Annotated in this window: 12 protein-coding genes; 11 read left to right on the plus strand and 1 reads right to left on the minus strand. The window is 50.7% G+C overall.

Annotated features, from left to right (window positions below; translation table 11 throughout):
* Positions 1–634 precede the first annotated feature (634 nt).
* Genes ccmA through ccmI form a run of 9 tightly spaced genes read left to right on the plus strand, consistent with a single transcriptional unit; the run spans position 635 to position 7,903 of the window.
* Positions 635–1,303, plus strand: a complete 669-nt coding sequence (ccmA, locus tag KDK16_RS10370) for a cytochrome c biogenesis heme-transporting ATPase CcmA (protein WP_257254220.1) — start codon at positions 635–637, stop codon at positions 1,301–1,303.
* A complete protein-coding gene (gene ccmB / locus KDK16_RS10375; protein ID WP_257254222.1) occupies positions 1,300–1,989 on the plus strand; it encodes a heme exporter protein CcmB in 690 nt (229 codons plus the stop codon). Before ccmA ends, ccmB begins: the two co-directional genes overlap by 4 nt.
* Positions 1,990–2,020: 31 nt before the next feature.
* A complete protein-coding gene (locus tag KDK16_RS10380; RefSeq protein ID WP_257276004.1) occupies positions 2,021–2,770 on the plus strand; it encodes a heme ABC transporter permease in 750 nt (249 codons plus the stop codon).
* Complete coding sequence (ccmD, locus tag KDK16_RS10385; protein ID WP_257276005.1) at positions 2,770–3,117, plus strand: heme exporter protein CcmD; 348 nt, start codon at positions 2,770–2,772, stop codon at positions 3,115–3,117. Before KDK16_RS10380 ends, ccmD begins: the two co-directional genes overlap by 1 nt.
* Positions 3,114–3,650 carry a cytochrome c maturation protein CcmE gene (gene ccmE / locus KDK16_RS10390; protein WP_257254226.1) on the plus strand — a complete coding sequence of 179 codons (537 nt, stop codon included), beginning with the start codon at positions 3,114–3,116 and terminating at the stop codon, positions 3,648–3,650. The genes ccmD and ccmE overlap by 4 nt, the downstream gene beginning before the upstream one ends.
* On the plus strand, positions 3,647–5,683 hold the full coding sequence (locus KDK16_RS10395) for a heme lyase CcmF/NrfE family subunit (RefSeq protein WP_257276006.1): 2,037 nt from the start codon (positions 3,647–3,649) through the stop codon (positions 5,681–5,683). Before ccmE ends, KDK16_RS10395 begins: the two co-directional genes overlap by 4 nt.
* Complete coding sequence (locus tag KDK16_RS10400; protein WP_257252306.1) at positions 5,680–6,222, plus strand: DsbE family thiol:disulfide interchange protein; 543 nt, start codon at positions 5,680–5,682, stop codon at positions 6,220–6,222. The genes KDK16_RS10395 and KDK16_RS10400 overlap by 4 nt, the downstream gene beginning before the upstream one ends.
* Entirely contained in the window at positions 6,219–6,734 is a 516-nt protein-coding gene (locus tag KDK16_RS10405) for a cytochrome c-type biogenesis protein (protein ID WP_257252304.1), read from the plus strand. Before KDK16_RS10400 ends, KDK16_RS10405 begins: the two co-directional genes overlap by 4 nt.
* Positions 6,731–7,903 (plus strand): c-type cytochrome biogenesis protein CcmI, encoded by a 1,173-nt coding sequence (gene ccmI, locus KDK16_RS10410; RefSeq protein WP_257276008.1) that lies wholly within the window; start codon positions 6,731–6,733, stop codon positions 7,901–7,903. Before KDK16_RS10405 ends, ccmI begins: the two co-directional genes overlap by 4 nt.
* A 95-nt stretch (positions 7,904–7,998) precedes the next feature.
* Here ccmI and KDK16_RS10415 read toward each other — a convergent pair whose 3' ends face one another.
* Positions 7,999–8,301, minus strand: coding sequence for a hypothetical protein (locus tag KDK16_RS10415; RefSeq protein ID WP_257254202.1), 303 nt, complete (start codon positions 8,299–8,301; stop codon positions 7,999–8,001).
* Positions 8,302–8,580: 279 nt separating this feature from the next.
* On the opposite strand from KDK16_RS10415, the gene KDK16_RS10420 reads away from it, so the two are divergent.
* Positions 8,581–10,725: a hypothetical protein gene (locus tag KDK16_RS10420; RefSeq protein ID WP_257276010.1), complete on the plus strand. Its 2,145-nt coding sequence runs from the start codon at positions 8,581–8,583 to the stop codon at positions 10,723–10,725.
* A gap of 298 nt (positions 10,726–11,023) precedes the next feature.
* Positions 11,024–12,737: hypothetical protein (locus KDK16_RS10425; RefSeq protein ID WP_257276012.1), on the plus strand; the 1,714-nt coding region annotated here is incomplete at its 3' end.

The raw sequence follows: 12,737 nt of genomic DNA on the forward strand, positions 1-12,737 counted from the left end.
TTATCAAAGAGTATATTGAGAACCAGGATCAGCCCTGACGGGCTGACGAAATTCAACTCCCTGCCAAGTCGCAGGGAGCACTCTTTCGGCTATAGGTAGATCGGAAATCAAGTTTACCGGTTTCACGTTGCTATGCCTGCCGATTGCACCTGATCGGCAGGTTTTTGCCCAGACATCACAGAAAGAGAGCTATGTTGCTGTAGCTCATTCGATTTAAGGCGCTGTCCGCTATTATCACTGTCTGTTTTCCGGGACTGTCTGCCGGATCTGAAAATGAAAGGTATGGATGGACTGGAAACACTCAAGGCTATGAGGGCAAGGGGTGGCTTCGCGGGTTGAGGCTGGGGTCTGGTGGGTGAACAACCGGGATCGTTGATGACTCCGGCGAATGAGAACGCTGAGCTGGCTCGAGTCAGTTCAATTTCAGCGGATTTACCCAATCTAGATAGTTAATTACTTCGGAACGAACGTCTTTTTCGATATAATCCTGTCCGACTTTATGGCTGTCAGAGTATTTTTTGAACAGTCAACAGACGTCAATCGTAAACTGCTATGAAATTTCAGCCGTATAAGGGCTGAGACGCCAAGGGTCTCCGAAAGACTCATTTGACTGACAGATTTTAGGGAAAACGACTTGCTCGAAGTGGCTAAGCTGGAGTGTGAACGAGACGATCGTGTTCTTTTTTCAAATCTCTCCATTCAACTGTCCCCCGGTCAACTGCTACAGGTAGAAGGCTGTAACGGAGCGGGTAAGACCACGCTTTTGAGAGTGCTGGCTGGCCTCTGCGGCGATTATCGTGGCGAGGTGATCTGGCAGGGGCAGAAGCTTTCCAGCATCTATGCGGAATTTAGGTTGTCGACATTTTACTTTGGTCACAAGCCTGCCGTTAAAACTGAACTCACTCCGATTGAGAATATTCTCTGGCGCTCAAACCTTCGTAACGAACGTTACCCGGAACCGTCGATTTTTTCGGCGCTGGAGCAAGTGAACCTTGCTGGCTATGAAGAGATTCCCTGTGGGCAGCTTTCGGCAGGGCAGCACAGACGGGTGGCTCTGGCAGACCTTTCGTTGTCAGCCACGCCGCTCTGGATTCTCGATGAGCCCTTTACGGCGATTGATATGGAGGGAGTGGCCTGGCTTGAACAACTGCTGGCCCGGCATGTCAAAAAAAACGGTGCTGTGGTAATGACCAGCCATCAGAGTTTGTCAAAGCTCTCTGACCGGGTCACAAAGCTGCCTCTGGAGGCATATGCCGCTTCAGATGAAGAGACCGGTCATGAAGAGTCAGGGGCCTGGTTATGAGTGACACTTCATTACGGGGTGGCCGGGCATTTCTGGGAATGGTTAAACGAGACCTTACACTGGCCTTTCGGACACCGGGGCAGACCTTGAATCCGGTGGCCTTTTATCTGATGGTCGCCAGTCTGTTTCCTCTGGGTATCGCCCCTGAAAAAGAACTTTTGTCTCAGTTAGCCGGGGGCATTGTCTGGATAGGTGCTTTGCTGGCAGTCCTTCTCTCCCTCGACTCCCTGTTCAGAAGTGACCAGGAAGACGGCTCACTGGATCAGCTATTATTGTCGCCCCACCCATTGCCTTTACTGGTGTTGGCTAAAATTTCTGCGCATTGGCTGACGACCGGTGTGGCACTGATTGTTATGGCCCCCTTACTGGCCTTGATGTTGCATTTACCGACACAGGCTTTCCCTGCATTAATACTGAGTCTGCTGGTGGGAACACCCCTGATGAGTCTCGCCGGAGCTATTGGTGCTGCGCTGACAGTGCGTGTTCAGAGGGGAGGAATACTACTGACATTGCTCTCTTTACCTTTATATATTCCTGTTTTGATTTTCGGGACAGGTGCCGTTCAGACGGCAGTGGAGGGTATGTCCTATTCAGGGCACTTATTGTGGATGGCAGCATTGCTGATATTTGGATTGTGTCTGGCGCCTCTGGCGATAGCCGCATCACTGAGAATAGTTGCAGACTGAGCAACAGGAACCAGTCACGGTAGAGTAAAAAATGAACTGGACTTTTTTTCACAAACTGGGCTCGCCCAAATGGTTTTACGAGATCAGTGGCAAATGGTTGCCCTGGTTGGCCATTGTGGCAGCCCTGTTAATGGCAACCGGCTTGATCTGGGGCCTGGTATTTGCGCCACCGGACTATCTGCAGGGTAATAGTTACCGGATCATATTTATCCACGTTCCTACCGCCTTTCTGGCATCCGCTATCTACGTGATGATGGCCTTTTCAGGTATCGTCACTCTGGTGTGGAAAATGAAACTGGCTGATATGGCACTCAAGTGTTGTGCACCCATCGGGGCTTCTTTCTGCCTGTTGGCTCTGATAACAGGTGCCATCTGGGGTAAACCGACCTGGGGAACCTGGTGGGTCTGGGATGCCAGACTGACCTCTATGCTGATTCTGCTGTTCCTCTATATGGGGGTCATCGCCCTTCGAGGCGCCATGAGAAACACCAATACCTCGGCCAAAGCCTGCGCCATCCTGACTCTGGTTGGGGTGATTAATATCCCTATCATCAAATTTTCTGTTCAGTGGTGGAATACCCTGCACCAGGGCGCCACGCTCAAGTTAACCGAGAAGCCGTCCATGGCACCTGAGATGCTTTGGCCTCTGCTGATCAGTATTGCGGCTTTTTATCTGTTTTTTACCGTCGTCCTTATTCTCCGTTTGCGAACCGAAATACTGGACCGTGAGCGCCGAACTAAATGGGTTCACAAGACCGTATTGGCCAGACAGGAGAATTGATGACTATGTATTTTGAAAATCTGGCCAGTTTGATACACATGGGTGGTCACGGTGTTTATGTGTGGTCAGCTTATGGCATGGGGCTACTGATCATTGTCTACAACATAGTTTCCCCATTGCGGTTCAGAGAGCGGATTGTGTCCCAGATTCAGCGTCAGGTGCGCAGCAGCCAATCCAGAGGTTGGAACCTTGGCGTTGATAAGAGCCTCAGCCTCAGTAAAAGCTCAAACGGGAACAGAAATCAACGCTCCGGGGCTGACAGAGAGCAAAAACTAACAATAGCCCGTCAGCAGGAAGATAGCGTCAACATTAAAGCTCAGGGTGCCCGGGAGGGGGAAGTGGAATGAATCCGGTTCGCAGACAACGCTTATTATTGATCCTTTTATTGGTAGCCGGCGTCGGTATTGCTGTGGCCCTTGCTCTGTTTGCCCTGAAGGAAAACATCAACCATTACTTCTCACCAGCCCAGATGGCCACTGGCGAAGCGCCCGTTGGTCAGAGGATCCGGGGTGGCGGTATCGTGGTTCCGGGTACGGTCAAACGTGATCCGAATAGCCTGAAAGCCACTTTCCGAATCAGTGATGGCGATGGTGAAGTGGAAGTGGAATATACCGGAATCCTGCCGGACCTTTTCAAAGAAGGTCAGGGCATTGTCGGAACCGGAAAACTGGATGAAAACCGTCGTTTTGTAGCCGAGGAGCTATTGGCCAAGCATGATGAAAACTATATGCCTCCGGAAGTACAGAAGGCCATCGACAAGGCTCATGGTACGAAGTCAGGCAATCCGTCAGATAAATCTAATGGCGCCCCGTCGTACCAGAAAGAGAATCAACAGTCTTTAGAGAACCCTCAGCCTCAACCATCGGAGAGCCAGTCATGAATCCTGAACTGGGGTTGTTTGCCCTCATACTGGCCACCTGTCTGGCACTGCTGCAAAGCATTATTCCGTTGCTGGGTAGCTACAATGGTCGACTGAACTGGATGGCCACTGGTAAAACGCTGGCTTCAGGGCAGTTTGTTTTTGTCCTGTTATCGTTCATGTGTCTGGTGTTCGCTTTTGTCTCGGATGACTTCTCTGTTCAGTACGTTGCCAGCAATTCAAGCTCCCTGCTGCCTGTTTACTACAAGGTGACTGCGGTTTGGGGCGGTCATGAAGGCTCTCTGCTGCTCTGGATTCTGACTCTTACGGGCTGGGGACAGGTGGTTGCCCTGCGCAGCAACAAATTGCCGCCGGAACTGTCTGCGAGAGTTCTGTCGGTCATGGGTATGATCAGCGTTGGCTTTCTGTTGTTTATTCTGCTGACTTCTAACCCATTTGCTCGTATTCTGCCATTCCCCCCTGTTCAAGGTTCTGACTTGAATCCGCTACTGCAGGATCTGGGTATGATTGTTCATCCACCCATGCTTTACATGGGGTATGTAGGTTTTGCTGTAGCCTTTGCTTTTGCTATTGCGGCCCTGCTCGGTGGACAGCTTGACAGCGCCTGGGCTCGATGGGCTCGTCCCTGGACAACTGTGGCATGGTGCTTCCTGACTGCCGGCATTTCCCTGGGAAGCTGGTGGGCTTACTACGAGCTGGGCTGGGGTGGCTGGTGGTTCTGGGACCCTGTGGAAAATGCTTCCCTGATGCCCTGGCTGACCGGTACGGCCCTTATTCACTCTCTGGCGGTGACTGAAAAACGCGGACTGTTCAAGAGCTGGACACTGCTGCTGGCTATCACCACATTCTCCCTGAGTCTGTTTGGTACCTTTCTGGTTCGTTCCGGTGTGCTGACCTCTGTTCACGCCTTTGCCAACGATCCTGAGCGTGGTCTCTTCATTCTCGGCTATCTGCTGGTGGTTGTGGGGGCTTCCCTGACCCTGTTTGCATTCAGGGCACCGGAAGTGAGAAGTAAAATCAGTTTCTCACTGCTATCGCGCGAAACCTTGTTGCTACTCAATAACATTATTCTGGTGACCAGTTGTGCCACGGTACTGCTGGGTACTATGTTCCCACTACTCCTTGACTCTTTGGATCTGGGCATGATTTCTGTTGGCCCTCCCTACTTTAATCTGCTGTTTGTTCCACTCTCCATGCTGCTGGCTGCCTGTCTGGGTATCGGTATCCTGCTGAACTGGAAAAAAGGTTCTCTCAGCTGGTTGAAGCAGCAGGTGCGCTGGATATTGGTCGTTTCTGTTGTCGGTGGCATCATCTTCAGTTTCTTATACGGTGACCGCTTCCTGGTCAGTGAAGCCCTGGCGATTGGACTCGTGCTCTGGATGGTATTAACCATCGGTAAGGATGTTCGCAACAAAACCCGAAACATCGGCCTTCTGAAAGGAATGAGAAAGCTCAAACCTGCCTATTATGGTATGCAACTGGCCCACCTGGGACTGGCAGTGACCTTTATAGGGGTGGCTCTGACCTCTGGTTACAGCGTTCAGAAAGATCTGCGTATGAATCCGGGCGACACAGCCCGGGTGGGTGAGTACGTCTTTCGTTTTGATGGTGTGAATCAGCGCCAGGGCCCTAACTATGTTTCTGACTTCGGTACTGTGAAGGTCTTTAAAGATAAGCAGCAGATTGCTGTCCTTAATCCCGAAAAGCGTGTCTATACCGTTCAGGGTATGCCGATGACAGAGGCTGCCATTGATTCGGGCCTGACCCGTGATCTTTATGTAGCCCTGGGAGAGCCTCTGGGTGACGATAGCTGGGCTGTTCGGCTCTACGTTAAGCCTTATATTCGTTTCATCTGGCTAGGCTCTATCTTCATGGCTCTGGGTGGTTTGCTGGCCATTTCGGACAAGCGTTATCGTGTCCGTCTCAAGAAGAAAGTCGCCCTGAGCGGGAAAAAAGCTGCATTGGCGGGTAATCCCGGGCCCTCCCTGGATTCAGGGAAAGATGCAACCGTCACCACAGGAGGTCAGGCGTGAAGCGTTGGAAACTGTTTTTACCGTTAGCTTTCTTTTTGACTTTCTGTGTTCTGCTCTACATCGGTTTGTTCATGGAAGATAAAAATGAACTGCCTTCTATGCTGCTGGACAAGCCGGTTCCTGAATTCAGCCTGAAAAAATTGCAGCAGCCCGCAGAGACCGTTACTGAAGAAGCATTGAAAGGCAGGATTCTGTTGCTTAATGTCTGGGGCTCGTGGTGTCCGGCCTGTAAGGTGGAGCACCCCTACCTGATGAAACTTGCCCGCGAAGGCATCAATATTGTTGGCGTCAACTACAAGGATGAGCGTCAGGGGGCTTTGGAATGGCTGGATCGTCTGGAAGACCCTTACCTTTTCAATATTGTTGATAAGGATGGCAGGTTGGGTCTTGATCTGGGGGTCTATGGCGCACCGGAAACCTTCCTGATCGACAAGCACGGTGTGATTCGTTACAAGCACATCGGGATCCTTGATGACCGGGTCTGGAAGAAAGATCTCAAGCCCCTTTACGATGCCCTGCAAAAGGAGTTAGTGCAATGACTCTCGACTTTTTTTTCAGGCGCTCATCACTGCTGGAATCTGTAAGCGTCTCCATGCTGATGGGGCTCGCTGTGCTGTTAGTCAGTTTGAGCGCCCATGCCGGGGTCATTGAAAACTATCAGTTTGACTCTCCCCGGCAGCAGGAACAGTTTTTCCGTTTGAACGAACAGCTGCGCTGCCCTCAGTGCCAGAATCAGTCCATTGCTGATTCCAATGCGCCTGTTGCGCAAGATCTGCGTCGTCAAGTGCACCGTATGATCGTTGAGGAAAAGGCGGATGATGACACTGTTATCCAGTTCATGCTGGATAGGTACGGTGATTTTGTACTCTATAAACCCAGAATGGATGCCCGCACCATTATGCTCTGGTTTGGCCCTCTGATTCTGCTGCTTCTGGGCATTTTTATACTGTTCAGAATCCTTAAAGAGCATCGTCCGGAGACCGAAGTTGAAGGGCTGGACGAGCAGAACAAAGCCGAGCTTGACAAGATACTGGGTGGTAAAGATAAATGACGCAGTTCTGGATAATCGCCACAATATTAACTCTCACTGGTATGGCTCTGGTCATGCTGCCTTTGTGGTTTCGCAGTCGACGCAGTTCTGATCAGGATGTTTCAGACAAGGCTTCCAACATCGCTTATTTCAGAGAGCAGGAAGCGGATCTGACAAAGCAGCGGGACCAGGGTTTGGTAACGCCAGAGGATGCCGAACTGATTCGCACTGAGCTGAAAAAAAAACTACTGGAAGATGTGACTGATAAGGAAGAAACACTCAGTTACACAAGCAGTAGCAGCAAAGGTCTTGCTTTATTCCTGGCCCTCCTGATTCCAACTATGGCCGTACCGGTCTACCTGCATCTGGGAGCTCAGACCGAGCTGTCTGTGACTGGGATGATGATGAATCCGGATGCTTCTCATGAAGAGATGATCTCTGCGCTGGAAGCCTGGCGCGACAAGCGACCGGATAATGCTCAGGCCTGGTATCTGCTGGCGGGCCGCTATATCGCAAAGGGGGAAGTGGATAAGGCGATTGACGCCTATAAGACACTCTACACGGTCTCGGAAGGCAGTCCTCAGGCAGCGGCTCAACTGGCTCAGGTACTGTTCCTGGCCAACCGTAACCAGGTTAATGGCGAAGTTCGTGGCCTCTATCAGGATGCTCTGAGCAAGGACGAAAGCAATACTACGGCATTAGGGCTCAAGGGCATTGATGCTTTCGAACGGGAAGATTACAAACAGGCTGTGCAGGCCTGGACCAAAGCACTCTCTATTGAAAATGATATGACTGCACGACAGTCATTGTCTGTGGGTATCACCAAAGCACGTAAGCTGATGGGTGAGGCGGTTGCAGAATTGAGGATCAATGTCGAATTGGCTCCCGAACTCAGTGACCTTCCAGCTCAGGCCAGAGTTATCGTGTTTGCCCGTGAGAGTGGTGTTAAAAAGCCCCCTATTGCTGCTATTCCTCTGAAGGTGAGTGACCTTCCCAAAGAGGTAATACTGGATGATAATGCCGCCATGATGATGGGGGCCAGCAGTCTGTCAGATGCAGAAAGTCTGGATGTCGTCGCTCGTATTACCCTTTCGGGCGATGTGGCCCAATCGGACTATCAGGCTGAAGTTCGTGACGTGAAAATCAAGGATAATGGTGTTATCCAGCTACGAATTGCACCTGCCAGTTGAACTCGCTTGAACGCCGAATTCAAATTTGCTGTCCAGTTGACAGACCGGGCAGCATTTTCTCTCTCTTTCGCTCCATTTTCATCATTTCGTCCCTGTTATTGTGATTGTGATTCGGTTTCTATAATGATCGGTTCATTGTAGGGAAAAGTCATTTTCCAGGAGGGCTTGCCCGGCTGCCCGGGAGAGGGCTGGTAGTCGCCCCCCCGGCCGTGTTTCATCCGATATTGGTTGGCATTGATGCGGTTCTGGCGGCTGATGGCTGATTCTTCCTCTGTCAATACCGGGGCAGGGCGCTCATGGTCATAGAAGCTATCTTCCTCAGCCATCGGCTCAGTGACACAGCTTGTTAGCAGGCTGCACAGTATTATTGTTGTGGGTACGAGCAGTAGTTTTGTCATAGCGAGTGTTTTCCAAATCCTGTATTTACTTTAAACCGATAATTGTAGACGCTGTAAATCAAGGAGGCAGGTTTAGTCTTCTCCAATATGAAATGAGCCCATGATTTGCCCGGGGACCCCTTTGGTTTTTGACAGAAAATCTTTGACAGAAAAGCACGCTTATTTTCTTGATCTATCCTTCGTCCTTATCAATCGGAACGCAGGGCTGGAATTATTAAACACTCACTCTTTGCGGCGCTGCTGTTGCCGACATTGTCTGTCGTCTGTCAGGCCGAAAGGTTGACAGAACGTTATATTATCGAGCTTGAACAGGATAGAATTTTTCCAAACCAGAGTTTTTCTATAAAACCTGCGGGAACCCCGTCAGACATTTTCGACCCAAACGGCTTCACAGAACCAGATTCATCGCCCGATGACACACCGCGCAGATCTTGGGGTTACAGGGTGAAAACGACCATGATCGAATCGATTGCGTGGCAATCGCTTTATGCCACTCAACTGCTGGCTGCTTACGAACGGACACTGACCATCAAAGTGACTCCTTTAAGTAACACCCCATACTCATGGTTGACTGCAGAAGCGGCTGTCGCGATCATCTGGCTTTTAAAAAGCCGTTGGAACCCCGGTTCATCGTCGCTTAATCCGGTTGGACAAGAAGAGGCCAGTCAGGATTATCCGTTTGCGACCATCACTATGATGTATGGCTCCGGATCTGACCGATCATCATACCAACCATCAGAATCATCGGGCCAACAAACTCCCGAAGCCACCACCCGCCCCGCAGGCTTTTGCATCAGCTCCTTTTATTCTGGCACTGGCGGCGGTAACGGAGATCCTTATAAACGCCTGCATTCTCTGGCGTTTAATTGTTTCGTAAATCCGTGTCATGGTGTTTGTCAATTCCGGCCGTCATCTCATGGCAGATTGCCCGCTGAATGGCCACCGGACTCTGAACAAAGCTCATGTCCCCACTTGGCCAATGGGTACTGTTTTAGATGCATGAATTATTCTGATTCTGTAAGCGCTCCACATTTCATGGGCGCAGGGGCGTTCAATACAACTGGCGCTCCCGGCCTGGCCAATGATGGTGTGAATTTTCCTGCCACTGCTGGCGGTGTTTCGGCCATAAATGGGTTAATCGTTCCACGTAGCCTTCCCGAAGAAGCCGGAATTTCCCTTGCGCTTACCCAGTTCATTCCCCCATTGGAGACTTCAGAGAAACAACAAACAACGACAGGATCATTCCAATTGAGTCAGAGTCAACCTCACGTTTCCGGGACAAACACTGTAAAGGCCCAGTCAGATCAAAGGTTCAAATTCCACACCAGGCAACGAACCTGTGAGGTGACAGTGATTGCCAAGGATGGTCGGCAGCAGTCATGCGGGAAGGTCTGCGGCAATGCTCAAGCCCTTTGGGCTCACAAAAGAAGATTCCACACCGGGCCGCAAACCTGTGACGTAGCAGTGGTCAATGAGGCCGGCCAGCAGCAGACATGCGGTATTGTCTGTAAGAATACACAAGCTCTGATGGATCATAAATGCAAATTTCACAGCGGGCGGCAGCAACCAATCTGCGAGTTGACAGTGGTCGGCAAGGATGGTCAGCAGCAGGCATGCGGGAAGGTCTGCAAGAATATGAAGGTCATGTGGGTTCACAAAAGAAGAGCCCACACCGGGCCGCAAGACTGTAAAGTAAAAGTGGTCACGGAAAATGGTCAGGTGCAGCCGTGTGGGATGGTCTGTAAGAATGCTCAAGCCCTCTCGCTTCACAAAAACAGATGCCATAACGGGTACAGAACCTGTGATGTTACAGTGGTTGGCAATGATGGCCAGCTACGGCCATGCCTGATGGTCTTCAAGAATGCCCAAACCCTGGCGAGTCACAGAAAAAGCGCCCATAGCGGGCAACAAATCTGTAACGCGATGGTGGTCGGGGAGGATGGCCTGCAAAGAACATGCGGGAAGCTCTTCAGGAATGCTCTGCATCTATCGAATCACAAGAGCAAATTCCACACTGGGCAAAAAACCTGTGACATGACCGTGGTTGGAGAGGACGGCCAGTCGCGGCCATGCGGAATTATCTGCAAGAATGCTTCCACTCTGTCAAATCACAAAAGTAAAGAGCACAGCAGACAACAAATCTGTGCTGCAACTGTGATCGGGGAGGATGGTCTGTGGCAACCATGCGGGATTGTCTGTATGAGTGTCAGAGCCCTGTCGCAACACAAAAGAAAAGTCCACACCCGGCAACAAACCTGTGTCACGCTAGTGGTCGGGGAGGATGGCCAACCGTGGCCATGTGGAAAGGTCTGCAAGAGTGTTAAAGCTCTGACTGATCACCAAAGAGCACATCGAAAACGCAAGCCTGATGATATGGAGCAGAACAGAAGACTTCGACCTCTGAAAGGTAAAGTGAACAAGTAAAACCCGCACTTTCATAACGCTTAAGCTCTTCTTCGCCAGAAGCTGCATAGAGCTTGATAAAATTGCCAGAATGGTTGTTGACCGGATGTTGCCCGAAGGGAAGCATATCAAGATTTGTTACGAAATTATCCCCTGCAGAGATCTTTTCCCAGATTACCACTGTCCATGAAGACTCCACGAGGCCGCCGCGTTTGCGATGGTCAGGGGGATCTATCCGAATGGAACTTCCATGCTATCTGAAGGTCACATCATTAAAGATTTCAATACAGTCCTTCAGATTGGAGGAGGAAGACTAACTATGGACAGTTCTATCGCTGGACAGATAAACAAACGCGTTCTTGAAAGTGGCGTTCGGGAGAAGAAAGCAAAGCCGGATTCATCATCAGAAAAAGATGTAAAAACTTACTCTGATATAACGCCCAAAATAAATAGATCGTCACCTCCGATGACGTTGCCCGACAAGTCGAGAAGCTTATCCTCAAGGAATTCTTTGCTTCTTAAGGCCCCTTGTCCCTTCGATTTTCGTTTTGTCGCCAGTGATGATGAGGTCCGACAGCTTTTAGTGACCCTGACCGTCGATGAACATCGGGATGTCGCCCTTATTGCCCATCCTGATGACCTCTCACAGGCCAATCTGGTCAGCCGGTTGAGCATATCTGAAGAGGGTCGCCACATTCTGCGTTCAGGCAGGCTGTTTGAAGGGACACAGCCACTCACTCTGGTGATGGATATCCGAAAGCTCACCAGCAACGATCTGCCAAAATTTAACGATCTCCTGGACCCGGATAATCCCTGCCTGTTCGACAAAGTTAGTCAGAACAAACGCCCTCTGGGAGAACATGTTGCCCTGCTGGTGTTGGCAGACCCTGCACAGTTGGCGTTGGCTGGTCAGCGTGACGACGCGCCGGGCGCTGATTTCTGGCGGCGAATTAATCGGCCGGGAAATACCTGGCAGTTCGACCCACAGACAGACAATGCCTCATCCATGGACATCAAGGAGGTTCCTCCTGTATTGACTCAACTCTCATCTCCCGAAAGTGATAGAGATGACAACCATACCGTTCTTATTGACTGTCACTTGCACAGTAACTGGCGACAGTTGCTTCTGGGTGGTCCCGGAGTCGATAAACAAGGGCGAATCCGGCACATCCCCGGCAGGCTTGAGCTATTGAAGACCGGACAAAGGGTGATTCTGAAAGGAGCCAGTTGGAAGGATCTGGCATTTGAACAGACAATTCGACAGATAATCGCGCAAAGGAGCTTTGAGAGCAACGGCAAGCTTTGTCAGTTACCAGAGGATGTTCAGTTTTACCAGATGCCGGTAGGGAAGGGCGAGCTTCATTCACTGTTCCAAAGCCTGTCCCATTCTTGTGACAAAAAAGAAGGTGACAAAGAACTTGATAAGGAGCACGCATCAGGAAGTCCGATCATTATTAACCAGAGTAATATCGGGGAATGGCTGGGCCCGATTGCCATCGCCCCGGAAGGCTATGCAGTTCCTAACACCTGTCTGTTGAAACAAGTTCGAGCGGGTGGTTTCGTCACCGTCACATCTCCCCTCAGTGAGGCACTCTGGTTTCGTTTACTGGGTTCACTGCAAGTGATTCGCGAGACGACAGGCCTGAAGCCTCAACTTCGGGTTGCTCATACAAAACGGCAGCCGAAAGCCCTGGGATTGGCAGAAAACGATGAGCGCTCAATGGGAGATCAGGCCGTCTTTAATACCGTCACGTATCAGCAACAGGCTCAGGCCAGTCATTGGATCAATCATCAGGAATCACCTTTGGTGATTCAGGTTAATGAACAGACCAGTCTCAGCCAACTGTTTGATAATATCCATATCACCTCGGAACAAAAGGCGCATTTTGGACGACGGCAGAGTGGGTTGCAGGAGGCATTGACCTCTGGCAAGCCGGTTGTATTGCGAGGACTCGAGAGTAATCCAACACTTCAGCAACTTCTGGAACCCCTGGCTGTTGGGCAACCTCTGTTGGTTAATGGCCAATTACAAG

This window comes from Endozoicomonas sp. SESOKO4, from assembly GCF_024606275.1.